This window comes from Streptomyces sp. NPDC014656 (genome assembly GCF_043084305.1).
In the GTDB taxonomy this organism is placed as follows: Bacteria; Actinomycetota; Actinomycetes; order Streptomycetales; family Streptomycetaceae; genus Streptomyces.
Window position 1 is genome coordinate 349,992 of record NZ_JBIBZN010000002.1, and the last position, 25,758, is coordinate 375,749.

At 74.3% G+C, this 25,758-nt stretch carries 19 protein-coding genes and 1 pseudogene; 6 read left to right on the forward strand and 14 right to left on the reverse strand.

Features of this window, described 5'->3' with window-relative positions:
- Positions 1–67: 67 nt before the first annotated feature.
- A complete protein-coding gene (locus tag ACF1ED_RS05410) occupies positions 68–652 on the reverse strand; it encodes a M48 family metallopeptidase (RefSeq protein WP_391757062.1) in 585 nt (194 codons plus the stop codon).
- Positions 653–763: 111 nt separating this feature from the next.
- Between ACF1ED_RS05410 and ACF1ED_RS05415 the strand changes: the two genes are divergently transcribed.
- Both ACF1ED_RS05415 and ACF1ED_RS05420 read left to right on the forward strand, forming a co-directional pair.
- Positions 764–1,972: a TOMM precursor leader peptide-binding protein gene (locus tag ACF1ED_RS05415; protein ID WP_391757063.1), complete on the forward strand. Its 1,209-nt coding sequence runs from the start codon at positions 764–766 to the stop codon at positions 1,970–1,972.
- On the forward strand, positions 1,965–3,314 hold the full coding sequence (locus ACF1ED_RS05420) for an ABC1 kinase family protein (RefSeq protein ID WP_391757064.1): 1,350 nt from the start codon (positions 1,965–1,967) through the stop codon (positions 3,312–3,314). The genes ACF1ED_RS05415 and ACF1ED_RS05420 overlap by 8 nt, the downstream gene beginning before the upstream one ends.
- 52 nt (positions 3,315–3,366) lie before the next feature.
- On the opposite strand, the gene ACF1ED_RS05425 is transcribed toward ACF1ED_RS05420, so the two are convergent.
- The 5 genes from ACF1ED_RS05425 to ACF1ED_RS05445 form a co-directional block, all read right to left on the reverse strand.
- The gene (locus ACF1ED_RS05425) at positions 3,367–3,549 is read right to left on the reverse strand and encodes a hypothetical protein (protein ID WP_391757065.1); all 183 of its coding nucleotides are present in this window, start codon (positions 3,547–3,549) and stop codon (positions 3,367–3,369) included.
- 98 nt (positions 3,550–3,647) lie between these two features.
- Positions 3,648–4,007: a hypothetical protein gene (locus tag ACF1ED_RS05430; RefSeq protein WP_391757066.1), complete on the reverse strand. Its 360-nt coding sequence runs from the start codon at positions 4,005–4,007 to the stop codon at positions 3,648–3,650.
- Positions 4,004–4,372 carry a WhiB family transcriptional regulator gene (locus tag ACF1ED_RS05435; protein ID WP_031013886.1) on the reverse strand — a complete coding sequence of 123 codons (369 nt, stop codon included), beginning with the start codon at positions 4,370–4,372 and terminating at the stop codon, positions 4,004–4,006. The genes ACF1ED_RS05430 and ACF1ED_RS05435 overlap by 4 nt, the downstream gene beginning before the upstream one ends.
- A gap of 171 nt (positions 4,373–4,543) precedes the next feature.
- Entirely contained in the window at positions 4,544–4,858 is a 315-nt protein-coding gene (locus ACF1ED_RS05440; RefSeq protein ID WP_391757067.1) for a hypothetical protein, read from the reverse strand.
- Positions 4,859–5,029: 171 nt separating this feature from the next.
- Positions 5,030–7,222: an ATP-dependent DNA helicase UvrD2 gene (locus ACF1ED_RS05445; protein ID WP_391757068.1), complete on the reverse strand. Its 2,193-nt coding sequence runs from the start codon at positions 7,220–7,222 to the stop codon at positions 5,030–5,032.
- Between the two features lie 252 nt (positions 7,223–7,474).
- Here ACF1ED_RS05445 and ACF1ED_RS05450 point away from each other — a divergent pair, with 252 nt between their 5' ends.
- Positions 7,475–7,729, forward strand: a complete 255-nt coding sequence (locus ACF1ED_RS05450; protein ID WP_391757069.1) for a mycoredoxin — start codon at positions 7,475–7,477, stop codon at positions 7,727–7,729.
- Positions 7,730–7,790: 61 nt separating this feature from the next.
- On the opposite strand, the gene nudC is transcribed toward ACF1ED_RS05450, so the two are convergent.
- The 7 genes from nudC to ACF1ED_RS05485 form a co-directional block, all read right to left on the reverse strand.
- A complete protein-coding gene (gene nudC / locus ACF1ED_RS05455; RefSeq protein ID WP_351855266.1) occupies positions 7,791–8,738 on the reverse strand; it encodes an NAD(+) diphosphatase in 948 nt (315 codons plus the stop codon).
- Between the two features lie 58 nt (positions 8,739–8,796).
- Positions 8,797–10,215, reverse strand: coding sequence for a dipeptidase (locus ACF1ED_RS05460; protein ID WP_391757070.1), 1,419 nt, complete (start codon positions 10,213–10,215; stop codon positions 8,797–8,799).
- 10 nt (positions 10,216–10,225) lie between these two features.
- Entirely contained in the window at positions 10,226–13,534 is a 3,309-nt protein-coding gene (locus ACF1ED_RS05465; protein ID WP_391757071.1) for an ATP-dependent helicase, read from the reverse strand.
- 60 nt (positions 13,535–13,594) lie between these two features.
- Positions 13,595–14,407 (reverse strand): hypothetical protein, encoded by an 813-nt coding sequence (locus ACF1ED_RS05470; RefSeq protein ID WP_391757072.1) that lies wholly within the window; start codon positions 14,405–14,407, stop codon positions 13,595–13,597.
- Positions 14,408–14,483: 76 nt separating this feature from the next.
- Positions 14,484–15,251 carry a hypothetical protein gene (locus ACF1ED_RS05475; RefSeq protein ID WP_391757073.1) on the reverse strand — a complete coding sequence of 256 codons (768 nt, stop codon included), beginning with the start codon at positions 15,249–15,251 and terminating at the stop codon, positions 14,484–14,486.
- A 159-nt stretch (positions 15,252–15,410) separates the two neighbouring features.
- Positions 15,411–18,815, reverse strand: coding sequence for an ATP-dependent helicase (locus ACF1ED_RS05480; RefSeq protein ID WP_391757074.1), 3,405 nt, complete (start codon positions 18,813–18,815; stop codon positions 15,411–15,413).
- Between the two features lie 329 nt (positions 18,816–19,144).
- Complete coding sequence (locus ACF1ED_RS05485) at positions 19,145–19,585, reverse strand: MGMT family protein (RefSeq protein ID WP_391757075.1); 441 nt, start codon at positions 19,583–19,585, stop codon at positions 19,145–19,147.
- A 150-nt stretch (positions 19,586–19,735) separates the two neighbouring features.
- On the opposite strand from ACF1ED_RS05485, the gene ACF1ED_RS05490 reads away from it, so the two are divergent.
- The 3 genes and pseudogenes from ACF1ED_RS05490 to ACF1ED_RS05500 all read left to right on the forward strand — a co-directional run.
- A complete protein-coding gene (locus tag ACF1ED_RS05490; RefSeq protein ID WP_391757076.1) occupies positions 19,736–22,387 on the forward strand; it encodes a flippase-like domain-containing protein in 2,652 nt (883 codons plus the stop codon).
- A 101-nt stretch (positions 22,388–22,488) separates the two neighbouring features.
- On the forward strand, positions 22,489–24,069 hold the full coding sequence (locus tag ACF1ED_RS05495; protein WP_391757077.1) for an alpha/beta hydrolase: 1,581 nt from the start codon (positions 22,489–22,491) through the stop codon (positions 24,067–24,069).
- A gap of 210 nt (positions 24,070–24,279) precedes the next feature.
- Positions 24,280–24,453: pseudogene (locus ACF1ED_RS05500) on the forward strand (alpha/beta hydrolase); the annotation flags it as partial.
- A 57-nt stretch (positions 24,454–24,510) separates the two neighbouring features.
- On the opposite strand, the gene moeZ reads toward ACF1ED_RS05500, so the two are convergent.
- The gene (gene moeZ, locus ACF1ED_RS05505; protein ID WP_391757078.1) at positions 24,511–25,689 is read right to left on the reverse strand and encodes an adenylyltransferase/sulfurtransferase MoeZ; all 1,179 of its coding nucleotides are present in this window, start codon (positions 25,687–25,689) and stop codon (positions 24,511–24,513) included.
- Positions 25,690–25,758 lie beyond the last annotated feature (69 nt).

Below are 25,758 nucleotides of genomic sequence, written 5' to 3' on the forward strand. Positions count from 1 at the left end.
GCTAACCGCTGGGGCCGACATTGAGACAGGGGAGGTCCGATCCGGTACGAAATCGGGAAATCGGGCGTCAGGCCGCGGGGTCCCCGCCCGGCGGGTGCGGGAGGCGGTCCGCGGCGACCACTCCTTCGAGGTAACCCCGGGCCCGCTCGGTACGCGAGTACGCCTCCAGAAGCCGCCAGAAAGCTGGGCCGTGGCCGGGGACGAGGAGGTGGGCGAGCTCGTGCAGCAGGACGTAGTCGACGACGTACTCGGGCATGCCCTGGAGGCGGTGGGAGAGCCGGATGGTGCCCTCGGCGGGGGTGCAGGAGCCCCAGCGGCCGTTCTGGTTGGTGACCCATCGCACGGAATCGGGCCGTGCCCTCCCGTCGAGGTACTGGGCGGAGAGGCGGGCGGCCCGCTCGGCCAGTTCGGCGTCGCCGCGGGTGGCGCGGCGCTCCCTGTCCCGGTCCTTGGCGTCGAGCTTCTCCAGCATCACGCCGACCCAGCGGCGCTCCTCGGCCTCCGACATCCGGGCCGGGATGAGGACGATCGTGCGGTCCCCCTCGCGGTAGGCGGAGACGGAACGGGTGCGGCGGGCGCTCCTGCGGATCTCGACTGGCACGCCTTCGACGGTACCCGTCGGACGCGACGGAATCCCTTTCGTATGACCCATATGACTTTCGGGCGCGCCTGTGGACAACTTTCGGCGCCGTTCCGCGGCGGTGGGCAGTCTGGTTCCGGTGGTCCGCGGAGACGGGCGAGGGAGACGGAGACGGGGGCGGGAATGCAGCCGATGGTGAAGCCGGCGCTGCGCCGGGCGTGGCGGAGTCTGACGTGCGCGCAGTACGGGGTGACGCCGGCGCACGCGGTGGTGCTGGATCCGGTGGACGCGGCGACGGGCCGGCTGCTCGGGCTGATGGACGGGACGCGCGGGGCGGCCTCGCTGCGGCGGGAGGCCGCGGCGCTGGGGCTCCCGGAGGGGCGGCTCGACGCGCTGCTCGGGCGGCTCGGCGCGGCGGGGCTGCTGGTGGACGCCGCCGCCGGGCGGCCGGGGCGGGCGGGTCCCGAGGCGGGGGCGGTGGACACGGCGCTGGATCCGCTGCGGGCGGACCTGGCCGCGCTGTCGGTGGTGTGCGCGGAGCCGGACCGGGCGCTGGCGACCCTGGCGGCCCGGCGGGAGCGGCGGGTGCGGGTGAGGGGCGCCGGGCGGGTGGGCGCGATGGTGGCGGCGCTGCTCGCGGCGGCGGGCGTGGGCGGCGTGGAAGTGGTCGACGGGGGCCGGGTCGAGCCGTGGGAGACGGCGCCGGGCGGACTGCCGGCCGAGGCGGTCGGCGAGCGGCGGGTGGCGGCGGTGCGGCGGCTGGTGGGGCGCTGGGCACGGGGTCCGGTGGCCGCGCGGCGGGCCTGCCCGCGGGCGGCACCGGGTGACGGGGGCGGCGGGAAGCCGGTGTCACTCGTGGTGGTGACGGACCGGGACGGCCTGGGGGTGCGGGTGCCGGATCCTGTGGTGGCGGAGCCGTGGATGGCGGCCGGGGTGCCCCACCTGTACGCGGGCGTGCTGGAGGCGACGGGGATGGTGGGGCCGCTGGTGCTGCCGGGCGGGACGGCCTGCGCCCGGTGCCTTCAGGAGGAGGCGACGGACCGGGACCCGGCGTGGCCCCGGCTGCTCGCGCAGTGGCGTTCGGGCGCCCCGCATCCGCTGCCGGCCTGTGACGTGGCGCTGGCGACGGCGGTGGCGGGGCTCGCCGCCTCGCACGCGCTGGCCTTTCTGGACGGGGAGTCGCCGGCGAGCACGGGGACCCGGTGGGAGGCGGCGATGCCGTCGCTGGGATGGCGGGCCGAGCGGCTGGTGCCGCACCCGGCCTGTCCCTGCGGGGCCGCGCGCGGCAGGGTGGGGGTGGGCGTCTCGGCAGGCGAGGGGACGCGGTTCACGAGGACGGGGCGCCGCCCCGCACGACAGGGCAGTCTGGGAATTGGAGGGGCGCATGTCTGATCTTCCCCGGAAGGCGGTCACCCGGACCGCCAAGTTGGCCGCGTTGCCGCTGGGCTTCGCGGGGCGCGCGACGTGGGGCCTGGGCAAGCGGATCGGGGGCAAGTCGGCCGAGTTCGTGGCCCGCGAGCTCCAGGAGCGGACGGCGGAGCAGTTGTTCAAGGTGCTCGGCGAACTCAAGGGCGGGGCCATGAAGTTCGGCCAGGCGCTGTCGGTCTTCGAGTCGGCGCTGCCGGAGGAGATCGCCGGTCCCTACCGGGCGGCCCTGACGAAGCTTCAGGAGGCGGCGCCGCCGATGCCGGTGCGGACGGTGCACGGGGTCCTGGAGGAGCGGCTCGGCGAGGAATGGCGGGAGCTGTTCCTGGAGTTCGAGGACAAGCCCGCTGCGGCCGCGTCGATCGGGCAGGTGCACCGGGCGGTGTGGCACGACGGGCGCGAGGTCGCGGTGAAGGTGCAGTACCCGGGTGCCGGGGAGGCGCTGCTGGCGGACCTGGCGCAGCTCGGCCGGTTCGCCCGGCTCCTCGGGCCGCTGCTGCCGGGGATCGAGGTGAAGCCGCTCATCGCGGAGTTGCGCGAGCGGGTGTCGGAGGAGCTGGACTACGCCCTGGAGGCGCGGGCCCAGCGGGAGCACGCGGAGGTCTTCGCGGACGATCCGGACGTGGTGGTGCCGGGGGTGGTGCACCAGGCGGAGCAGGTCCTGGTGACGGAGTGGATGGACGGCATCCCGCTCTCGGAGGTGATCGCGGAGGGTTGCCAGGAGCAGCGGGACCGGGCGGGGCAGCTGCTGGCCCGGTTCCTGTTCTCGGGTCCGGCGCGGACGGGGCTGCTGCACGCCGACCCGCACCCGGGGAACTTCCGGCTGCTGCCGTCCGGCACCGGCGACGGGGCGGACGATCCGGCGGGGTGGCGGCTCGGGGTGCTGGACTTCGGCACGGTGGACCGGCTGCCGGGCGGTCTTCCGGAGATGATCGGGACCTGTCTGCGGATGACGCTGGCCGGTGAGGCCGAGCCGGTGTACGCGCTGCTGCGGTCGGAGGGCTTCGTGAAGGAGTCGGTGGCTCTCGATCCGGAGGAGGTGCTGGACTACCTGCTGCCGATCATCGAGCCCGCGGTGGCGGAGTCCTTCGTCTTCACCCGGGGCTGGATGCGGACGCAGGCGGCCCGGATCGCCGATCCCCGCTCCCCCGCCCACCAGCTGGGGCGCCAGCTGAACCTGCCGCCGGCGTATCTGCTGATCCACCGGGTGACGCTGTCCACGATCGGCGTGCTGTGCCAGCTGAACGCGACGGTCCGGCTGCGGGACGAGCTGTCGTCCTGGCTGCCCGGCTTCGAGCCGGCGCCCTAGCCGGCGGCCGGTCGCCGAGGCACGGTCACCGGGGCGCGGTCACCGGGGAGGGTCACCACCAGGAGGAGTCGAGGCGGCCCTCGATGGCCCGGATGTTGGCGCGGGCGCACTCCTCGCAGAAGTACTCGCGGCGCCCGTTCTCGACGGAGCAGGTCCAGGTGATCGGGAGGGTGTCGGCGGTCCTGCCGCAGCGGGCGCAGGCCACGGGCGCCTCCGCGGCGCGGGGCTCGTTCATCCTCGTGACGATAGCCCGGCGGGGCGGCCGCGGCCGGGCAACGCACCGCGGGGGACGGTCCGTTCGGACCGGCCCCCGCGGGGACGCCTGGTGGGGCGTCAGTTCATGACGGCCATGGCGAGGGCGCGGCGGGCGCGCAGCGAGACGCGCTCGGCGCGGCGCTGCATGCGCCGGGCGGCGATCAGGCGCGCGGCCTGACGTTCCGCGTCGGCCTCACGCCGGCGCTCGTGCATATGGGCACGGGCCAGGGCTTCTGGGATGAGTTGCATGTCACGGGTCCTGTTCTGACGCGGCGCGGGGGCGCCGGCGGTGGAGAAGTCGGGGGTAGCGGAGCCGGTGGGCTCGGTGGCGGGCGTGGTCATCGGGGCCTGCTTCTGGGGATCGTGCGTGAGGGGGTGGTCGATCGTTCCGGTGCGCCTGGGGGCCTTGTGGGGTGCCTCCCAGGTGAGGGCGGTCATGCCGCGACCGGGTTCTTGCGCGGGCGGCCGCGGGGCCGCTTGCGGGCGACGACCACGCCCTGGACGAAGAGCTCGCCGCCCCAGACGCCCCAGGGCTCACGGCGCTCCTTGGCGCCGGCGAGGCAGGCCGCGACCAGCGGGCAGGTCTTGCAGAGGGACTTGGCGTACTCGACGTCGGCCGGGGACTCGGCGAAGAAGACCTCCGGGTCGTAGGCCCGGCAGGGAACCGGGACGCCGAGGTTCTCGATGGCGTCGTCGAGCGCGGTGAGCGATGTCAGGGGGGTCAAGGCGTGGTCCTCCGTGAGGCCGGACGGGGGGATCGTTTCGGAAGGCGGTACGGACGGGGCGTGCGCTTCGAGTTGCACGGGTGTCTTTCCTCGTCTGGTCGTTTCCGGCCGGTCGGCCGGGTCTTCGGCTGGTACCGGGTTCTCTTGTCCCGAGGCCCCCTCGCTCCGTCGTCCCCGTTCGGGGACAAACAGAAGGGCCGCGGATCCCGGGTGGGGTTCCGCGGCCCTGAAGGCGCCGGCCTGATCAGGTCAGGCTGGATCACTCCAGGGTTCGAGCCCACGGAAGGCCCACATCGTGTGGTGCTGCGTCGTCTGCTGCTTGCCGGCACCGGCCGCCGCGAAGCCATAGGCCGTGATTCCGGCCTTGGTCTCTGCAGCCACCCGTGCCTTGGTCGGTCGCTCATCGCGCTCGATGGCGGACATGCCACGACCGGACAGACCGGTGACGGGCAGACCGCTGCCAAGGAACGCAAAGGCGGAGAGGCCGAGCGAGCAGGCGGAGACGACCGAGCGATCGGTCATTTTGGCGGTGCTGACGATGGTGCTGTTGATGTTGCTGATCACTGGAATCGCCTCCTCTCGGCGTCTCGGAGAGCTCGGGTGCGAGCCGGGCTCTCGATGTTTATTTGGACAAGTACAGCACGAGACAGCGCTTCGGAGAAGCCGCTGTTGCGTGGTTAAGAACCTATGGGGCTTGACGGGGCGGGCGCAAACTATTTTTCCCACGAGTTTCGATCAGTCGTCACCGGCACCCGTCACACCCTCTTCACCTGCGCAGATGCTCAGGACATCGGCTCCGAAGCGGTCCAGCTTCCGGGCGCCGACCCCGGCGATCATGGCGAGCTCGCCGCCGGTGGCGGGGACGCGTTCGGCGATGGCCATGAGCGTCTTCTCGGTGAAGACGCAATAGGGGGGCTGGCCGAGCGCCCGGGCGCGCTCTTCGCGCCAGGCGTGCAGGCGCTCGTACAGGCCCTCGTCCATGTCGGAGGGGCAGTCCTCGCAGCGGAGCAGTTTCATGGCGCCGGCCTCGGTGAGGGTGGCGCCGCAGACCCGGCAGCGGACGGGGCCGCGCGGGCGGCGGCGGGGGCCCGTGCCGAGCGGGCCGCCCGGGCCGCCGCGCTCGATGCCGCCGGCCGCGCCGTGGCCGCCGGCCCGGCTGCCGGAGCCGGGGCGCAGGCCCTTGAGGAAGCGGCTGGGGACGCGGGAGGCGCGGCCGCCCGGGGAGCGGGAGAGCGCCCAGGAGAGCGTGAGGTGGACGCGGGCCCGGGTGACGCCCACGTAGAGCAGCCGGCGCTCCTCCTCGATCTGCTCGTCCGTCTTGGCGTAGGTGATCGGCAGCATGCCGTCGGTGAGGCCGACCAGGAAGACGGCGTCCCACTCCAGGCCCTTGGCCGCGTGCAGCGAGGCGAGGGTGACGCCCTGGACGGTGGGGGCGTGCTGGGCGGCCATCCGCTCGTCCAGCTCGGCGACGAGGTCGGCGAGGGTGACGCCGGGGCGGGCGGCGGCGAAGTCGTCGGCGAGCCGGGCGAGCGCGGCCAGCGACTCCCAGCGGTCCCGGACGGCGCCGGAGCCGGTCGGCGGCACGCTGGACCAGCCCTGGCCGGAAAGCACCGCCCGGACCTGGGCGGGGAGGTCGTCGGCGCCGTCGAGGAGCGAGTCGTTCGCCCCGAAGCGGGCGGCGCCGCGCAGGGCGGCGAGCGTCTCGCGCACCTCCTGGCGCTCGAAGAAGCGCTCGGCGCCGCGCAGCTGGTAGGGGACGCCGGCGTCGGCGAGGGCCTGCTCGTAGACCTCCGACTGGGCGTTGATCCGGTAGAGGACGGCGATCTCGCCGGCCGGGACGCCGGCGGCGATCAGGTCGCGCACCCGGCGGGCGGTGCCCTCGGCCTCGGCGGGCTCGTCGCCGTACTCGGTGTGGACCGGCTCGGGGCCGGCCTCGCGCTGGGAGATCAGCTCCAGGCGGTGGTCGGCGGCCCGGCCGGACGCCTGGTTCAGCAGGCCGTTGGCCAGGTGGACGACCTGGGGGGTGGAGCGGTAGTCGCGGACCAGCTTGACCACGGTCGCGCGCGGGTGGCGGGTGCGGAAGTCGAGCAGGTGGTCGGGGGTGGCGCCGGTGAAGGAGTAGATCGTCTGGCTGGCGTCGCCGACCACGCAGAGGCTGTCCCGCTCCCCCAGCCACAGCTCCAGGAGGCGCTGCTGGAGCGGGGAGACGTCCTGGTACTCGTCGACGACGAAGTGCTGGTACTGGCGGCGGATCTGCTCGGCGATGTCCTCCCGGTCCTGGAGGATGCCGACGGTGAGGAGCAGCACGTCCTCGAAGTCGATCACCGAGCGCTCGCCCTTGAGCTGCTCGTACATCGCGTAGAGCTGGCCGATCTCGGCCGGGTCCCGGGGGGCGTCGCGCCGGGAGCGGGCGACGGCCGCCGGGTAGTCGGCGGGCACGGTCTGGGTGACCTTGGCCCATTCGATCTCCGCCGTGACGTCCCGCAGCTCGTTCCGGTCGAGCCGGACCCGGCAGCGGGCCGCCGCCTCGGCGACGAGCTGGACCTTCCGCTCGACGAGCCGGGGCAGCGGGCCACCGATCGCTTTCGGCCAGAAGAACTGGAGCTGGCGGAGGGCGGCGGAGTGGAAGGTGCGGGCCTGCACCCCGCCCGCGCCGAGCTGGCGCAGCCGGCCGCGCATCTCGCCCGCGGCGCGGTTGGTGAAGGTGACGGCGAGCACGCTCGCGGGCTGCAGCACGCCCGCCCGCACCCCGTAGGCGATCCGGTGGGTGATCGCCCGCGTCTTGCCCGTGCCGGCGCCGGCGAGCACGCACACCGGGCCGTGCAGGGCCAGGGCGACCTCGCGCTGCTCCGGGTCGAGCCCGTCGAGCACCGCGTCGGCGGTCTCCGGGACCTGCGGGAAGAGAGGGGAGTGCGTTGCTGCTGTCACTCCGCCATGCTGCCAGGTCGGGCGGGGCGGTGCGGCGCGTCGTCCACAGGCCCGGGGCCGCACCCGTACGGTCGTACGATCACACCGGCCGAACGCGGACGCGGCCCTGGACCCGGACCGGCCCTGGACACGGCCCGGCCACGGACCCGGCCCCGGACGCGGCGCAGGTCACCCGGCGCGCGGGAATGGACGGGCCGGTGGCGTACGTTCTCCCTTCGGTACCGACCCCGACCCCTTGAGGAGCGCCTGGCCATGCAGGGCACCGTGACGATGTACAGCACCGAGTGGTGCGGCTACTGCCGCCGGCTGAAGGGCCAGATGGACCGCGAGGGCATCGCGTACACCGAGATCAACATCGAGCAGGACCCCGCGTCGGCCGCCTTCGTCGAGCAGGCCAACGGCGGCAACCAGACCGTCCCGACGGTCCTGGTCGTCGCGCCCTCCGGTGCGGAGTCGGTCATGACGAACCCGAGCCTGGCGCAGGTCAAGCAGGCGCTGACCGTCTGAGGCGCGGCTCCGCGGACGTGCGGAGGCCCCCGATCCGAGGGATCGGGGGCCTCCGCACGTCCTAGACCACGTCGCCGGGCTTCGGGAGCGGCTTGCCGTACCAGAGCTCGATCAGCCGGGAGGCGATCGAGATGCCGTACGGCGGCAGCACCTCGCCCGAGGCGAAGCCGGCCTCCAGGTCCTCGCGGGAGAACCAGCGGGCCTCGTGGATCTCCTCGCCGTCCACCTCGATCTCCGGGGAGGTGGCCCGGGCGAAGAAGCCGAGCATCAGGCTGGACGGGAAGGGCCAGGGCTGGCTGGCCACGTAGGACACCTCGCCGACGGTGACGCCGGCCTCCTCGAAGACCTCCCGGACCACGGCCTGCTCGATCGACTCGCCCGGCTCGACGAACCCGGCCAGCGTCGAGAAGCGGCCCTCCGGCCAGTGCACCTGGCGGCCGAGCAGCGCCCGGTCCTGGTCGTCCGTGACCAGCATGATCACCGCGGGGTCGGTGCGCGGGTAGTGCTCGGCGCCGCAGACCGGGCAGCGGCGGATGTGCCCGGCGGCGGCGATCACCGTGCGCTCGCCGCAGCGGGAGCAGAAGCGGTGGAGGCGCTGCCAGTTCTCCAGGGCGACCGCGTGGGTCATCAGGCCCGCGTCGCGGGGCGACAGGAGCAGGCCGGCCTCGCGCAGGCCCGCCGGGCGCGCCGACTGGTCCATGCGGCCGGGCAGCGAGTCCTTCTGGAGCGCGAAGTAGGAGACGCCGTCGGCGTCGGTGCCGAGGAAGTAGCGGTGGGTCTCGGTCATGGGCGCCTCGAAGGCCGGCGTCATGACGAGTTCGGTGGTGCCGTCGGGGCGGTCGTCGATCAGCACCTGGCCGCCCGAGACCACGAAGACGCGGGTGCTCGGGTGGCTCCAGGCGGCCGCGAGCCATGCCTCGTCGAGGCGGTGGTGGGCGGCGCGGTCGATCCCGCCCGGCGCGGTGAGCGAGATCGGACGGTCCGCGAACGCGTTGTTCAAGGTGCTCACAGGTACTTCCAGCTCCCCCGGATCGATGTCGGTCATTACGGCGTCCCGCGTCCGGCGCTCAGCGCTCGCCGGCCCGCAGGGCGGCCGGGAGGTCGCCCCACAGGTACGCGGTCGCCTCGACGCCCTTCATGAGGAGGTCCAGCTCGACCTTCTCGTTCGGCGCGTGCCAGCCGTCGGACGGGACCGAGATGCCCAGGAAGAGCACGGGCGCGTCCAGGACGTCCTGGAGGTCGGCGGCCGGTCCCGAGCCGCCCTCGCGGGTGTAGCGGACGGTGGCCCCGTCGAAGGCCCGGCTCATCGCCCCGGCCACCGCCGTGAGGGCCGGGTGGCCGAGCGGGGTGAGGCAGGGGCGGGTCGGGGCGCCGAAGACGATCCCGTACCGGATGCCGGCGGGCACGAGCCCGGCCAGCCACTCCCGGACCAGCGTCTCGATCCGGTCCGGGTCCTGGCCGGCGACCAGCCGGAACGACAGCTTGAGGTGGGCGGAGGCGGGCACGATCGTCTTGCCGCCGGGGCCCTGGTAGCCGCCGCCGATGCCGTTGACCTCGGCGGTCGGGCGGGCCCAGACCCGCTCCAGGGTGGAGTGGCCGGCCTCGCCGAGGGTGCCGTGGGACTTGGCGGTGCGCAGCCAGGCGGCCTCGTCGAAGGGCAGCTCGGCGACGAGCTTCCGCTCGGCCTCGGTGAGCTCGCTCACCCCGTCGTAGAAGCCGGGGATCGCGACCCGCTCGTCGGCGTCGTGCAGGGCGGCGACGATCCGGCCGGCGACGGTGGCCGGGTTGGGCACGGCGCCGCCGAAGGAGCCGGAGTGGATGTCCTGGTCGGGGCCGTGCAGCTCGATCTCGCAGTCGGCGACCCCGCGCATGCCGGTGCAGACGGTGGGGGTGGTCTCGGACCACATGCCGGTGTCGGAGACGATCACGACGTCGGCGGCGAGCCGGCCGGCCCGCTCCTCGACGAGCACCCGGAAGTGCGGGGAGCCGGACTCCTCCTCGCCCTCCACCAGCAGCTTCAGGTGGACGGCGGGGGCCGTGCGGCCGGTCGCGGCGAGGTGGGCGCGGACCCCGAGGGTGTGGAAGAACACCTGGCCCTTGTCGTCGGCCGCCCCGCGCGCGTACATCCTGCCGTCGACGACGGCCGGTTCGAACGGGTCGGTGTGCCAGCCGTCCTCGCGGGCCGCCGGCTGCACGTCGTGGTGGCCGTAGACGAGGACCGTCGGCGCGTCCGGGTCGGTGGACGGCCACTCGGCGAAGACCGCCGGGGCCCCGTCGGTCTCCCAGACCTCGACCGTGGTGAAGCCGGTCTCCTTCAGGGCGCCGGCGAGCCAGTCGGCGCTGCGCCGCACGTCCCCGGCCCGCTCCGGCTGCGCCGACACGGACGGGATGCGCAGCCACTCCGCGAGGTCGCCGAGGAAGGCGGCGCGGTGCCGCTCGATGTAGGCGCGTACGGGCTGGACGACGCTGTCCGGGGTCTCGCTCATGCTCACGAGCCTATCCGGCGCCGGGGGGTGCCCCGCCCAGCAGGATCGCCTCCAGCTCCGCCCGCCCGGGCAGCCGGGCCGGACGGGCCACCTCGCCCGTCCGCACGTACACGAACGCGGCGCCCACCTCCTCGGGGTCCAGGCCGTGCTGCTCGGCCCAGGCGAGCCGGTACAGCGCGAGCTGGAGGGGGTCGGCGGTCCGGTGGTGGCTGGTCTTCCAGTCGACGATCTCGTACGCCCCCGAGTCCGGGTCCCGGTAGACGGCGTCGATCCGGCCCCGGACCACCCGGCCCGCGAGGGTGAGGTGGACGGGGACCTCCACCCGGTGCGGGGCGCGGTGGGCGTACGGCGTGCGGGCGAAGGCCTCCTTGAGGGCCTCCAGGTCCCGCTCGTCGACGATCTCGGGCTCGCCGGCGAAGTCCTCGCCGCCGGGGAGCTCGTCCGGGCCGAGGAAGGGCAGCGGCAGCTCCTCGAAGCGGGACTCCACCCAGGCGTGGAAGCGGGTGCCGCGGCGGGCGGCGGGCTGCGGCGGCTTGGGCATGGGCCTGGCCAGCTCCTGCGCGAAGCCGTCCGGGTCCTCGGCGAGGCGTATCACCTGGGAGGCGGAGAGGTAGGCGGGGAGGAGGACGTCCCTGGTGGTGGCGCGGGTGCGGTGGAGTTCGGCGGTGAGGGCGGTGAGGTCCCTGTCCCAGGAGGCGATCGTGCGGGCCTCCTCCGGGGTGAGGGTCTCCCGGGGGTGCGGCACCGTGCCGGTGGGCCCCGTGGGGTCGTCCGGGAGCCAGAGGTCCTCGGGGTGCGGCTCCGCGGGCGCCGGCGCGTGCTCGGGCGGGGCGGCGTTCCACAGGTGGTGGTGGACCAGCTCGGCGGCCTTCCTGCGGCGCCCCAGCGCCTCCTCGTCCAGCGGCAGCGGCCAGGGGAGGTCGCCGGTCGCCTCGGCCAGGAGGGGGTTCTCGGCGTCCTTCGCGGGTTCCTCGGCCCAGGACTCGATGTCGCCGTGGCCCTTCTCACAGTGGGCGTACAGCGCGTGGAGGAAGGCCGAGGGGCCCCGGGGCTTCTTCTGGGCGGGGCCCCACCAGTGGGCGGAGGCGAGGAGGAGGGTGCGGGGGCGGGTGAAGGTGACGTAGCCGAGGCGGAGCTCCTCGGTGTGCTGGTGGTCCTTCATGGCGGTCTTGAAGGCCGACAGGGACTTGGCGTCCCAGGTGTCGAGGTCCGGGAGGGTGGCGGCGTCGCCGCGCAGGGCGTGCGGGAGGACCTGGGGCTGGGAGGTCCAGGACTCGCGCGCGCGTGCGGACGGGAACTGGCCGGTGACCAGGCCGGGGACGGCGACGACGTCCCACTCCAGGCCCTTGGACTTGTGCGCGGTGAGGACCTTCACGGTGTTCTCGCCGCCCGGCAGGACGTTGTCGAGGCCCTTCTCGAACTGGACGGCGGTGCGCAGGAAGCCGAGGAAGGCGAGGAGGCTCGCCTCGCCGTCGAGGGAGGCGAAGCCGGCGGCGACGTCCAGGAAGTTGCCGAGGGTCTCGCGGCGGCGGGCGGCGAGCGCGTGCGGGGAGGCCGACAGCTCGACCTCCAGGCCGGTGACGGTCAGGACCCGGTGGAGGACGTCCATGAGGGGGTCGGCGAGGGAGGCGCGCAGGGAGCGCAGCTCGACGGCGAGGCGGGCGAGGCGGACCCGGGCCTCGGCGGAGAAGGGCAGGCCGTCGTCGGGGTGGCCGGCGGAGTCGAGGAAGGTGTCGAGGGCGTCGGCGAGCGAGACGACCTCGGCGGGGTCGACGCCCTCGACGGCGGCGGCGAGCCGCTGTCCGGGTTCGGTCCCGGCGGCGCCGCGGTGGACGAGGAGGCGGGCGCGGCGGCCGAGGAGGGCGAGGTCGCGGGGGCCGATGCGCCAGCGGGGGCCGGTGAGGAGGCGGACCAGGGAGGCGTTGGCCCCGGGGTCCTGGAGGACCTCGCAGACGGCGACGAGGTCGGCGACCTCGGGGAGGTGGAGCAGGCCGGAGAGGCCGACGACCTCGACGGGGACGTCGCGGGCGACGAGGGCGGCGTGGATCGCGGGGAAGTCGCCGGCGGTGCGGCACAGGACGGCCATGGAGCCGGGCTCGCGGCCGGTGCGGACGAGGTGGGCGAGGGAGTCGGCGAGCCAGTCGATCTCCTCCGCGTGGGTGGGGAGGAGGGCGATCCGGACGGTGCCGTCGGTCTCGGCGCCGGGGGCGGGGCGCAGCGCCTCCACGCCCGCGTGCATCGCGCGCAGGGGGGCGGCGAGGCCGTTGGCGAGGTCGAGGAGGCGGCCGCCGCTGCGGCGGTTCTCGGAGAGGGAGTGGCGGCTCGCGGGGGTGCCGTCGGCGTGCGGGAAGTGCTCGGGGAAGTCGTCGAGGTTGGCGACGGAGGCGCCGCGCCAGCCGTAGATGGCCTGGCAGGGGTCGCCGACGGCGGTGACCGGGTGGCCGGTGCCCTGGCCGAAGAGGCCGGAGAGGAGCAGCCGCTGGGCGACGGAGGTGTCCTGGTACTCGTCGAGGAGGACCACCCGGAACTCGTCGCGGAGGATCGCGCCGACCTCGGGGCGGGTGGTGGCGAGCCGCGCGGAGAGGGCGATCTGGTCGCCGAAGTCGAGGAGGTCACGGGAGCGCTTGGCGGCCCGGTAGCGGATGACGAGTCCGGTCAGTTCGCGGCGGGCCGCGGAGGTCTCGGGAAGCTTGCGCAGGTCGTCGTTGGTGAGCTTGGCGGCGGCGAGGGCGGTGAGCAGGCCGTCGTCGTGGGCGAGGAGGTCGGCGGGTTCGACCAGGTGCTCGGCCAGCTCGGCGTCGAGGGCCAGCAGGTTCTCGACGAGGGCGGGGAAGGACTTGGTGAGCGCCGGGTACGGGCCGGGGGCCTCGCGCAGCACGCGCGCGGCGAGCTGGAAGCGGGTGGCGTCGGCGAGGAGCCGGGAGGTCGGTTCCAGGCCGATGCGCAGGCCGTGGTCGGTGAGGAGCTGCCCGGCGAAGGCGTGGTAGGTGGAGATGCGGGGCTCGCCCGGGGGGTTCTCCGGGTCCACCGGGTCGGGGTCGGTGACGCCGGCGCGGACGAGGGCGGTGCGGACGCGCTCGGCGAGCTCGCCGGCCGCCTTGTTGGTGAAGGTGAGGCCGAGGACCCGCTCGGGGGCGACCTGGCCGGTGCCGACCAGCCACACGACCCGGGCCGCCATCACCGTGGTCTTGCCGGAGCCGGCTCCGGCCACGATGACCTGCGGGGCGGGCGGCGCGGTGATGCAGGCCGTCTGCTCCGGGGTGAAGGGGATGCCGAGGAGCTCCTTGAGCTGCTCGGGGTCGGTGAGGTGAGCGGTCACCGGAAGAGGCTAGCGGGCGGGTCGGACATGTCCGTCCCGCGCGTCTCCCCCGGGCGGGCTTCAGGCGCGGGTGCCGGAGTCGAGGCGGGAGAGGTCGACGGTCTCGTCGGCCGGCGGGGCGGTGACCTCCAGCGGTCGGTCGAACTCCGAGAGGGTCATCGAGCCGGGTTCGTCGCCGCCGGTCCTGACGACCTGCCGGATGTACGGCTTGCCCTCCTGGGCGACGGAGACGGTGGTGGTCTCGCCGGACTCCTTCTTCACGAGGGTCGCGACGGGGGCCCGGTCGACCTCGCGGTCGGGGCCGCGCGTGAGACCGGCCCGGGCGTCCTCGTCCCGGCCGAGGTCGTCGAGGAGCGAGTCGAGGTCGCAGACCTCGTCGAGGTCGGCGCTGCCGGCCTGGCCGGGGCCGATCTTGAGCCAGCGGCCCTCGACGAGTTCGATGACCGGGGCGATCTGGTTCTCGGGGACTCCCTGGGCGGTCATGGAGATCCGCCAGAAGGCCTCGTCGCCCTTCATGTAGGTGACGTCGTCGACCCGGCGGAGTTCCGCGTCGCCCTCGTCGACGCCGATGCGGCCCTGGCAGGAGCCCTTGTCGTCGACGGAGAAGTCGACGTCGAGGTCCTGTCCGTCGGAGACGACCTTCCCGGTCATGCGCAGGGAGTCGGCGGAGCGGGTGGCGTCGACGGCCCGGTCGGCGATCTGCGCGGGGGTGAGCCCGTCGAAGGGATCCGGGGACGGGGCGGCGGGGGCCGGCGCGGGGCCCCGCGGCACCGTCGCCGCCAGGGCCGCCGCCGGGGCGGGGCCCGCGACGGCGACGGCGGCGCAGACGACCGCTGCGGCGCGGAGCCTCCGGTGGCTGGACTGGGACCGCATACGAGCCTCCTCGTCCCCCCGGACCCTGTCACCAGGGTCGCCCCCCGCGCGCGTGGCCGCTAGTCGGCGGCCGGGGTCAGCTGCCGGCGCCGGCCTTCATCAGCGCCTCCATGTCCATGACCTGGTCGGCCGGCGGGGCGGCTGCGTCCACCGGCTTGTCGAAGTCGCTGAGGTCGACGGTGCCCGGCTCGTCGCCACCGGTGGTGACGACGCGGAGGATGTACGGCTTGGCGGAGTCCTTGGCCACGTAGAAGGTCGGGGTCTCGCCGTCCTTCTCCGGCTTGCCCTTGAGGACGGCGACCGGGGTGCCGTCGACGTCGGCGTCGGCCTCACGGGTCAGGCCCTTGCGCGGGGTGTCCTCGTCCATGTCCTTGGTGATGCTCTTGAGGTCGCAGAAGGCGGCGGGGCTCTCGTCGCCGGCCGGCGTCTTCATCCAGCGGCCCTTGAGCAGGGTGGAGATGGCGCCGGTCTCCTCGGCGGAGGAGTCCTCCCCGCCCATGGTGCTCTTCCAGAAGGCGTCGTCGCCCTTCATGTAGGCGGCGTCGCCGGTGCCGATGATCTCGGCCTTGCCGCCCTTGGGGTTCTCCATGGAACCCTTGCAGTTGTTCTTGTCGTCGACCGCCATGTCGACGGTCATCGTTTCGCCCTCGTCGGCGAAGCTGCCCTTCACGCGGAGGGCGGTGACGTTCTTGGTGGCCTCGATGGCCTTGTCGGCGATGTCGTCGGCGGAGAGGCCCGCGAAGGGGTCGGCGGGCTTGTCGTCGCCCTTGCCGCAGCCGGTGACGCCGGCGACGACGGTCAGACAGATCGCCGCGGTGGCCCAGAGCTTCCGGTTGGCCCTCATGCGCGTACTCCTCAAGCGTGCGTGATGCCTTCGACGTGTTCGAAAGCGAATATTCACAGGTTTTCTTCACGGCGACCTTATGTGGTGCCGCGGAGAGAGTGACCAGCCGGGACGGAGAAAGGATGTACGACCGGGAACGTGACACCGGTCACGTGCCGTTCAGTCGACGACCTGGCGGCCCTCCGGACGGGCGCTGCACGCGGCGCGGAAGGAGCAGGTCTCGCAGTGCCGGCCGGCGGTCGGGGTGAAGCGCTCGTCGAGGACCCGGCCGGCGGCGGTGGCGAGCAGGTCGCCGACCCACTCCCCCTCCGGAGGCTGCTGCGCCTGCACCTTGGGCAGGGCGTCGCCGCCCTCCTTCTTCGGCGCGGCCTGGCGCAGCTGGACGAGTTCGGCGCCGCCGGGTTCGGGACGGCGGCCGCCGAAGACCTCGTCCAGGGCGCCCTCGCGGACGGCGAGCTGGTAGACGGCGAGCTGCGGGTGGCGGGCCACCTCGGGGCCGGTGGGGGCGGACTTGCCGGTCTTGAAGTCGACGACGTAGGCGCGGCCCTCCGCGTCGGTCTCCACGCGGTCCATGGAGCCGCGGATGCGGACCTGGTACTCCCCCGCGTCCAGGGTGACGTCGAAGCCGTGCTCGGAGGCGGCGGGGGTGCGGCCGCCGCGGTCCATGACGTGCCAGCGCAGGAACCGTTCGAGGGCCACGCGCGCGTGGCCCTTCTCCTGCGCGGACTTCCAGGGGGCGTCAAAGGCGAGCGCGTCCCACACGGTGTCGAGGCGGGCCATGAGGACGTCCAGGTCGGCGGGGGTGCGGCCGGAGGCGACCTCGTCGGCGAGGACGTGGACGACGTTGCCGAAGCCCTGGGCGGCGGAGGCGGGCTCGGCGGCCTTGACCTCGCGGCCCAGGAACCACTGGAGGGAGCAGGTGGCGGCGAGGTTCTCCAGGGCACTCGGGGAGAGCGCGACGGGCCGGTCGCGGTCGCGCAGCGGCACCTCGCCTCGGGTGGGCTCGTGGAGGCCCCACCAGCGGTCCGGGTGGGCGGCCGGAACCATCGGCTGGCCGTCCTCGTCGGTGAGGGCGGCCAGGGTGGCGAGGCGGCGGGCGGCGGCGTCGCGGAGCGCGGGCGAGGCGTCCGGGTCGACGGTGGTGGCCCGCAGTTCGGCGACGAGGGCGGAGACGGCGAGCGGGCGGCGGGGCCGGCCGGCCACCTCCCTGGGCTCCGTGCCCAGTTCGGTGAGGAAGCGGGAGGGCTGGTCGCCGTCCTCGGCGGGGGCCTTCACGGCGGTGACGACGAGCCGTTCGCGGGCGCGGGTGGCGGCCACGTAGAAGAGGCGGCGCTCCTCGGCGAGGAGGGCGCCGGGGGTGAGGGGTTCGGCGAGGCCGTCGCGGCCGATGCGGTCGGCTTCGAGGAGGGAGCCGCGGCGTCGGAGGTCGGGCCAGAGGCCCTCCTGGAGGCCGGCGACGACGACGAGGCCCCACTCCAGGCCCTTGGAGCGGTGGGCGGTCATCAGGCGGACGGCGTCGGGGCGGGTGTGACGGCGGGTCAGGGTGTCGGCGGCGATGTCCTGGGCGTCCAGCTCCTCCAGGAAGTTGAGGACGCCCCGGCCGCCGAGCCGTTCCTCGGCGCGGGCGGCGGTCTCGAAGAGGGCGCAGACGGCGTCGAGGTCCCGGTCGGCGTTGCGGCCGGCGGGGCCGCCGCGGAGGGCGGCGCGCTCCAGGCGGCCGGGCCAGGGGGTGCCGTCCCAGAGCACCCAGAGGGCCTCCTCGGCGGTGCCGCCGTCGGCGAGGAGGGTACGGGCCTCCCGGAGGAGGCGGCCGAGGCGCTGGGCGCCGCGGGCGTAGGCGGGGTCGTGGGCGGCGAGGCGGTCGGGGTCGGCGAGGGCGCGGGCGAGCAGGACGTCGGAGGGGGGCGGGACCTTGTCGCCGGCGGCGCGCGCCTCGTCGCGGAGGGCGCGGCCGAGGCGGCGCAGGTCCGCCGGGTCGACGCCGCCGAGGGGCGAGGCCAGGAGTTCGAGGGCGGTCTCCACCGGGAGCCAGGTCTCGGCCCGGGCCGGTGCGGGATCCGGCTCGGGGGCCTGGGCGGCGCCGTCGGCGGTCGTGCCCGCCCGTTCCGCCGGGGGTCCCCCCTGGACGGAGTCCTCGGCGGAGGAACGACTGCCCACGACCGGGGCGGGACGGTCGCCCACGACCGGGGCGGCCACCGCTCTCAGGGCCAGCAGCAGGGGGGCCACCGCCGGTTCGTGGCGGAGCGGGGTGTCGGCCGCGTCGGTCTCGACGGGGACGCCCGCCGACGTGAGGGCGCGGCGGAGGGAGGGGAGGGCGGCGGCGGCGCGGGTGAGGACGGCCATGTCGTGCCAGGGGACGCCGTCCTCCAGGTGGGCGCGGCGCAGCAGGTCGGCGATGTTCTCGGCCTCGGCGGAGGCGGTGGGATAGGTGTACGCCTCGGCCGAGCCGCCGTCCCGGACCGGCACGAGTTCGCGGTGGGCGCGGACGGCGGCGGCCGGCAGCCGGGTCATCGGCATCCGGCGGGTGAGCTGCCGGGTGGCGGCGAGGAGGTCCGCGCCGGCGCGGCGGGAGGTGCCGAGGACGCGGACGGGCGCGCCGCCGAAGGCGGCGGGGAAGTCGAGGATGCCGTTCACGTCGGCGCCGCGGAAGGCGTAGATCGACTGGTCGGGGTCGCCGAAGGCGACGACCGTGGTCCGGCCGCCGCCGGTGAGCGCTGTGAGGAGCCGGACCTGGGCGGGGTCGGTGTCCTGGTACTCGTCGACGTAGACGGCGTCGTACCCGGGGAGGGCGGTCCGCTCGGCGAGGAGCACGGCCCGGTGCACCAGTTCGGTGTAGTCGAGGACGCCCTGGAGGTCGAGGACGTCGAGGTACTCGGCGAGGAAGCCGGCGGCGGCCTTCCAGTCGGGACGGCCGACGCGTTCGGCGAAGCGGCGCAGCGCGTCGGGGCCGAGGCCGAGTTCGCGGGAGCGGGCGAGGACGGCGCGGACCTCGTCGGCGAAGCCGCGGGTGGTGAGGCAGGCGCGCAGTTCGTCGGGCCAGCGGACGCCGCCGACCCCGGTCCGTTCGAGGTCGATCTGGCCGGCGAGGAGTTCGCGGACGGCGAGGTCCTGCTCGGGGCCGGAGAGCAGCCGGAGGGGTTCGGCGAAGAGTTCGGCGTCCTGGTGGGCCCGGATGAGGGCGTAGCAGTACGAGTGGAAGGTGGTGGCCTGGGGCGGTCGGCGGCCGCCGAGCCGGGTGGCCATCCGGTCGCGCAGTTCGACGGCGGCCTTGCGGCTGAAGGTGAGGACGAGGATCCGCTCGGGGTCGGCGCCGCGTTCCACACGGGCGGCGACGGCCTCCACCAGCGTCGTCGTCTTCCCGGTGCCGGGTCCGGCGAGGACGAGGAGCGGCCCCCGGTCGTGCTCAACCACCGCCCGCTGCGCTGCGTCCAGCTGAGGGGGGTCCACCGGGGCCGGGGCCGTGCGCACCAGCCGGTACGCGCCGGGGGTCCGCTGCCTGCCCGCGCCCGGGTACGGCTGTCCCTGGTGCGGCGGCGTCGGCCGGGTGGTGGAGGAGGAGCTCACGTGGTTGGCCGGTCCTGGTCGATGGTGTCGTGGTGCCGGTGCCGCGGGCGGCGCGGGTGACGGCGGGGGCACGGAACGGCGGGGCGAGGGCCCCGGCACGCGCGCGTGCGCGTGCTCGTGTCCCTGCCGCCGTGGCCTCCGTGGGCCCCCCTGCCGTGTCCGCCGCCGTGTGCGGCACGCCCGTCGACGGTACGCGAAACCGGGCGGCGGCGGGCCCCGCTCGCCGGGACCGGCCGGCCGGGCCGGGCGGCGCGGCCGGGGCCGTACCGGCCCTCACGCCGTCCTGTGTGAGATCCCGCACGCCCGGCCGGGGCGGCGGGCCGCGCGGGTCATTCCGGTTCCGGTTCCGCTTCCGCTTCCGCGCGGGCCGCCCCGCCCTCGACGCCGTCCCAGCGGGCGCGGCGCATGTCGATCCTCGGCACGTGTCCCGCGGCGGCCGGGCCGCGCTCGCGGAGCGGGGTGCCCTCGGCGCGGTAGTGGCCGAGGGCGCGCGGCTCGTGGCCGGGGAGCAGGGTGCCGTCGGCGCGGACGACCCGCCACCACGGGGCGCCGCCGCCGTACAGGGCCATGACGCGGCCGACCTGGCGGGGGCCGCCCTCGCCGAGCCACTCGGCGACGTCGCCGTAGGTCATCACCCGGCCCGGCGGGATGCGGTCGGCGACGTCGAGCACCGCCTCCGCGTACGGGGGCAGCTCGTCCGCCGCCCCGGAGTCCTCGGCTCCGCTCGCTCCGGTCTGTCCCACGGGTCCCTCCAGGCTCATCCGTGTCATCCTGCCTCACCTCACCGACATGGCCCTGATGCCTCCGCCCGGCGGCTCTTCGTGCCACCATCGTGCGGGCGGTGACTGGTGATACGAGATCAACAGCGGCAGACGCAGGCAGAAGCAGCAGAAGTAGCAGAAGTACACGCAGAGACGGACATGGTGATGGGTCAGGACACTCAGCCTCCCGGTGAGGCTCGGCCCGACATGCCCGAGCGGGTCTCCGGCGACGAGCCGCTGCTCGCCGCCCGTGTCCACCGGCCCTCCGACCTGATGCGCCTGCTGGCCGGGGTGCTGGCCATCGCCGTCGTCCTCGCCATCGCCGCCTTCGCCCACGGCACCACCTCCGGCCTGGAGCAGGACATCAACAAGGGGGCCGTCGGCGCCTCCGACGTCTTCGTCAAGATCGCCGGGCTGGTCTCGTCGATCGCGATCCTGGTGCTGCCGGTGGCCTTCGCCATCGAGCGGCTGGTGAAGCGGGACGGGCTGCGGATCGCGGACGGCGTGCTCGCGGCGGTGCTCGCGCACGGCGTCACCCTGGCGATCGACCTGTGGGTGGCGAAGGCCGCCCCGGACACGATCCAGGACGCGCTGACCCAGCCGGCGAGCGGCGGCGGGCTGACCGATCCGGTGCACAACTACCTCGCGCCGGTGATCGCGTACATGACGGCCGTCGGCATGGCCCGCAGACCGCGCTGGCGGTTCTCGCTGTGGGCGGTGCTGCTGCTCGACGCCTTCACCATGCTGGTGGCCGGCTACACCACCGCCTTCTCGATCATCCTCACGGTGCTCATCGGCTGGACGGTGGCGTACGGCACCCTGTACGCGGTCGGCTCCCCGAACGTCCGGCCGACCGGCCAGACCCTCCTCGCCGGACTGCGCCGGGTCGGCTTCCGGCCGGTGACGGCGCTGCGCGCGGAGGAGGTGCCGGAGACCGCGGAGAGCGGGGACCGGGGCCGCAGGTACCTCGTGAACCTGGAGGACGGGCCGCCGCTGGACGTCACGGTCGTCGACCGGGAACAGCAGGCGCACGGCTTCTTCTACCGGCTGTGGCGGCGGATCACCCTGCGGACGGTGACGACCCGGCGTTCGATCGTCTCGCTGCGGCAGGCGCTCGAACAGGAGGCGCTGCTGGCGTACGCGGCGATCGCGGCCGGGGCGAACGCGCCGAAGCTGATCGCCACCTCCGAGCTGGGGCCGGACGCGGTGATGCTCGTCTACGAGCACATCGGCGGCCGGAGCCTGGACTCGCTGGACGACTCCGAGATCACCGACGAGCTGGTGCGGAGCGGGTGGCGGCAGGTGAAGGCGCTGCAGTCGCGCCGGATCGCGCACCGCAGGCTCTCGGGGGACGCGATCCTGGTGGATCGTTCCGGCAGGGTGTTCCTGACGGACCTGCGCGGCGGCGAGATCGCGGCCGGCGACCTGGTGCTGCGGATGGACATCGCCCAGTTCCTGACCACCCTGGGCCTGCGGGTCGGGGCGGAGCGGACGGTGGCGGCGGCCGTGGAGGTGCTGGGCCCGGACGCGGTGGCGGACTGTCTGCCGCTGCTCCAGCCGATCGCGCTGAGCCGGTCGACCCGCGCCACCCTGCGCAGGCTCGCGCGGGAGCGCTCGCAGCGGGAGCGGGAGGCGGTCCTCGCCGCCTCCGAGGAGGCGAAGCGGGAGCGGGAGCGGGCCAAGGCGGCCGCGCACGCGGGGCTCCCGGCGCCCGGCACCGACCCCAAGACGGAGAAGGCCGAGAAGCGGGCGGACAAGAAGGCGGAGAAGCGGGCGCTCGACGAGGCCCTGGACGAGGCCCGCGAGGAGGACCTGCTCGCGCAGATCCGCCGGCAGGTGCTGCTGATCCGGCCGCAGGCGCCGGTGGAGCCGGTCCGGCTGGAGCGGATCAAGCCGCGGACGCTCATCTCGCTGGTGGCGGGCGCGGTCGCCGCGTACTTCCTGCTGTCGCAGATCGCCCGGACGCCGCTGTCCACGGTCACCGAGGCGGACTGGCGGTGGGTGGCGGCCGCGGTGCTGTTCTCCGCGGTCAGCTATCTCGCCGCGGCGATGAGCCTGCTCGGTTTCGTGCCGGAGCGGGTGGGGTTCTGGCGGACGGTGGTCGCGCAGGTCGCCGGTTCCTTCGTGAAGATCGTCGCCCCGGCGGCGGTCGGCGGCGTCGCCCTCAACACCCGCTTCCTCCAGCGCGCGGGCGTGCGCCCGGGGCTCGCGGTGGCGAGCGTCGGCGCCTCGCAGCTCTTCGGGCTCGGGGCGCACATCCTGCTGCTGCTCTCCTTCGGCTATCTGACGGGGACCGAGAAGTCGCAGTCGTTCACGCCGTCGAGGACGGTCATCGCCGGTCTGCTGACGGTGGCGGTGCTGGTCCTGGTGATGACGGCGATCCCCTTCATGCGGAAGTTCGTCTCCACCCGGCTGCGGTCGCTCTTCGCGGGGGTGGTGCCGCGCATGCTGGACGTGCTCCAGCGGCCGATGAAGCTGGTCACGGGCATCGGCGGGATGCTGCTGCTGACGGGTGTGTTCGTCCTCTGCCTGGACGCCTCGATCCGCGCCTTCTCCCACGGGAACGCGTCGGTCAGCTACGCGAGCGTGGCCGTGGTCTTCCTCGCGGGCAACGCGCTCGGCTCGGCGGCCCCGACGCCCGGCGGTGTCGGCGCGGTGGAGGGCGCGCTCATCGGCGGCCTCGTCGCGGTGGGCCTGCCGATCGAGGTCGCCACCCCGGCGGTCCTCCTCTACCGGCTGATGACCCTGTGGCTGCCGGTCCTGCCGGGCTGGATCTGCTTCAACTGGCTCACCAAGCGGGAAGCCCTGTAGCCCGCGGCCGCCCGCCCCGGGAGCGGGGCGGGCGGCGCGGGCGACACCCGCTTGGGGGTGTGTCCCGCGCGGGGGCGGCGGGGGCCGACGAGCATGGGGGTATGCCGATCTCCGCCGTTCAGCGCGCCGCCGCCCTGCTCACCGTCTCCGCCGTCCTGTGCCTGGCCGGCTGCTCGGACGGCGGCGACGACGACCAGGCCGCCACGGCCCGCCCCACCGGCACCGGCGGCCTCTCGGCGCTGACCGAGCAGCGGCTGGAGTGGGACACCTGCCCGCCGCCGTCCGCGGCGGAGGGCGGCGGCTCGGCCCCGACCCCGCTGCCCGGCGGCACCGCGTGGGAGTGCGCGTTCCTCCGGACGCCGCTGGACTGGTCGCGGCCGGAGGGGGAGACGATCGAGCTGGCGCTGATCCGGGCCCGGGCCAGGAACGAAGCCCGCCGCATCGGCTCCCTCGTGTTCAACTTCGGCGGCCCCGGCGGCTCCGGCGTCACGGGCCTGCCGGGCTTCGCCGCGGACTACGAGACCCTCCGCTCCCGCTACGACCTGGTCTCCTTCGACCCGCGGGGCGTCGGCCGCAGCGAGCCGGTCGAGTGCGCCACCGACAAGGAGCTGGACGCCTACTACGCCCTCGACTTCACCCCGGACGACCAGGCGGAGGAGCGGACGCTGTCCGACGCCCAGAAGACGTACGCCTCGGGCTGCGAGAAGGACGCGGGCGCGGTCCTCCCGCACGTCGGCACCGAGAGCGCGGCCCGCGACATGGACCTGCTGCGCCAGGTCCTGGGCGACGACGAGCTGTACTACTTCGGCATCTCGTACGGCACGGAGCTGGGCGGCGTCTACGCCCACCTCTTCCCGGAGCGGGTCGGCCGGGCGGTCTTCGACGCGGTCGTGGACCCGGACGCGGGCGTCGAGGAGGGCGCGCTGGGGCAGGCGAAGGGCTTCCAGCTGGCGCTGGACAACTTCGCGCAGGACTGTGTGGACCGGGGCGACGAGTGCGCCCTGCCGGGTGCGACGGTCGCCGAGGTCGAGAAGGGCGTCACGGACCTCCTCGCCGCGCTGGACGAGAAGCCGATCGCCGGCATCGGCAGCCGGAAGCTGACACAGACCCAGGCCACCAACGGCATCGCCCAGTCGCTGTACTCGAAGGAGTTCTGGCCCTATCTGGAGCAGGGCCTGGAAGCCGCGGACGGCGGCGACGGCGCCCTCCTGCTGGCCCTCTCCGACTCGATGAACGGGCGTGGCGAGAACGGCAGTTACAGCAACATCCAGGCCGCCAACGCCGCCATCAACTGCGTCGACTTCAAGGAGCGCTACACCCTCGGCCAGGCCAAGGAGCGGCTGCCGCGGTTCCGCGAGGCCTCCCCCGTCTTCGGCGACTTCATGGGCTGGGCCCTCTCCAGCTGCTCGCAGTGGCCGGTGCCGGGCACCTGGGACCACCCGGACGTGTCCGCGCCCGGCGCGGCACCGATCCTGGTGGTCGGGAACACCGGCGACCCGGCGACCCCGTACGAGGGCGCCCGAGCCATGGTGAAGGCCCTCGGCGACGGCGTCGGGGTGGAGCTGACCTACGAGGGCGAGGGCCACGGCGCCTACAACGGCGGCAGCGCCTGCGTGAAGAAGGCGGTCGACGGCTACCTCCTGGAAGGCAAGGTCCCGGCCTCGGGCACCGTCTGCAAGTAGCCGCGGGGAGCCCCCTGGGATGACGGCCGTTCCCGGTCCTGGGGGGTTCCCCTGTCCATGCGCCGGCACCTGACGGTCCCCGCCGTCGGCGGACTGCTGGTCACCGGGTGCGCGGACACGGGGACGAGTACGAGTACGGGGACTCCCCCGCCCACCGGTTCGGCCGCGTCCACCGCCTCCCCTACCTCCCCGCCTCCGGTGCCGAGCCCTTCCCCCGAGGGCGCGGAGCGGATGGCGGAGGAGCTGGGCGAGGGCGTCGGGGTCCTGGTCACCGACAAGGGCGAGGGGCACGGCCCGTACGGCACCTCGGCGTGCGCGACGCGGACGGTCGACGCGTACCTGCTGGGCGGGAGGGTGCCGGCACACGGCACGACCTGCGGATAGCGCGGACGCGCGAAGGCCCCGGACCGGCATGCGGTCCGGGGCCTTTCGCCGTGCCGACTAGTAGACCGGCTTCTCGGGCTCGATCTGGTGGACCCAGCCGATCACGCCGCCGCCGACGTGCACCGCGTCCGCGAAGCCCGCGGACTTGAGCACGGCGAGGACCTCCGCACTGCGGACACCCGTCTTGCAGTGCAGGACGATCTTCTTGTCCTGCGGGAGGTCCTGGAGGGCGGTGCCCATCAGGAACTCGTTCTTCGGGATCAGACGGGCGCCGGGGATCGAGACGATCTCGTACTCGTTGACCTCGCGGACGTCGATGATGTCGATGTTCTCGCCCTCGTCGATCCACTCCTTGAGCTGCTTCGGAGTGATCGTGGAGCCGAGCGCCGCCTCCTGGGCCTCCTCGGACACGACGCCGCAGAAGGCCTCGTAGTCGATGAGCTCGGTGACGGTCGGGTTCTCGCCGCAGACCGCGCAGTTCGGGTCCTTGCGGACCTTCACCTGGCGGTACTGCATCTCCAGGGCGTCGTAGATCATCAGCCGGCCGACGAGCGGCTCGCCGATGCCGGCGAGGAGCTTGATGGCCTCGTTGACCTGGATGGAGCCGATGGACGCGCAGAGCACGCCCAGGACGCCGCCCTCGGCGCAGGAGGGGACCATGCCCGGCGGCGGGGGCTCCGGGTAGAGGCAGCGGTAGCAGGGACCGTGCTCGGACCAGAAGACCGACGCCTGGCCGTCGAAGCGGTAGATCGAGCCCCAGACGTACGGCTTGTTCAGCAGCACGCAGGCGTCGTTCACCAGGTAGCGGGTGGCGAAGTTGTCGGTGCCGTCGACGATCAGGTCGTACTGGCTGAAGATGTCCATCACGTTGTCGGCCTCGAGCCGCTCCTCGTGAAGGACCACGTTCACGTACGGGTTGATGCCGAGCACGCTGTCGCGCGCCGACTCCGCCTTGGAGCGGCCGATGTCGGCCTGGCTGTGGATGATCTGGCGCTGGAGGTTCGACTCGTCGACCTCGTCGAACTCCACGATCCCGAGCGTGCCGACACCGGCCGCGGCCAGGTACATGAGGGCCGGCGAGCCGAGGCCGCCGGCGCCGACGGCCAGCACCTTGGCGTTCTTCAGGCGCTTCTGGCCGTCCATCCCGACATCGGGGATGATCAGGTGGCGGGAGTACCGACGGACCTCGTCAACGGTGAGCTCGGCAGCCGGCTCGACCAGGGGTGGCAGCGACACGGGGGCTCCAGGGTCATCTCCGCTCGCGCGGGGAGGGGACAGGCATCGTTCTTCCCTCGTAACCCTGCC

Bases quoted from the DNA above. Each gene is read 5' to 3' on its own strand.
- ACF1ED_RS05460 (WP_391757070.1), bottom strand. From the start codon at position 10,215: ATGAGCGAGACCCCGGACAGCGTCGTCCAGCCCGTACGCGCCTACATC.
- ACF1ED_RS05430 (WP_391757066.1), bottom strand. From the start codon at position 4,007: ATGACCGCCCTCACCTGGGAGGCACCCCACAAGGCCCCCAGGCGCACC.
- ACF1ED_RS05425 (WP_391757065.1), bottom strand. From the start codon at position 3,549: ATGAACGAGCCCCGCGCCGCGGAGGCGCCCGTGGCCTGCGCCCGCTGC.
- ACF1ED_RS05490 (WP_391757076.1), top strand. From the start codon at position 19,736: ATGGTGATGGGTCAGGACACTCAGCCTCCCGGTGAGGCTCGGCCCGAC.
- ACF1ED_RS05475 (WP_391757073.1), bottom strand. From the start codon at position 15,251: ATGAGGGCCAACCGGAAGCTCTGGGCCACCGCGGCGATCTGTCTGACC.
- ACF1ED_RS05495 (WP_391757077.1), top strand. From the start codon at position 22,489: ATGCCGATCTCCGCCGTTCAGCGCGCCGCCGCCCTGCTCACCGTCTCC.
- ACF1ED_RS05420 (WP_391757064.1), top strand. From the start codon at position 1,965: ATGTCTGATCTTCCCCGGAAGGCGGTCACCCGGACCGCCAAGTTGGCC.
- ACF1ED_RS05450 (WP_391757069.1), top strand. From the start codon at position 7,475: ATGCAGGGCACCGTGACGATGTACAGCACCGAGTGGTGCGGCTACTGC.
- ACF1ED_RS05415 (WP_391757063.1), top strand. From the start codon at position 764: ATGCAGCCGATGGTGAAGCCGGCGCTGCGCCGGGCGTGGCGGAGTCTG.
- ACF1ED_RS05470 (WP_391757072.1), bottom strand. From the start codon at position 14,407: ATGCGGTCCCAGTCCAGCCACCGGAGGCTCCGCGCCGCAGCGGTCGTC.
- ACF1ED_RS05410 (WP_391757062.1), bottom strand. From the start codon at position 652: ATGGGTCATACGAAAGGGATTCCGTCGCGTCCGACGGGTACCGTCGAA.
- ACF1ED_RS05485 (WP_391757075.1), bottom strand. From the start codon at position 19,585: ATGACACGGATGAGCCTGGAGGGACCCGTGGGACAGACCGGAGCGAGC.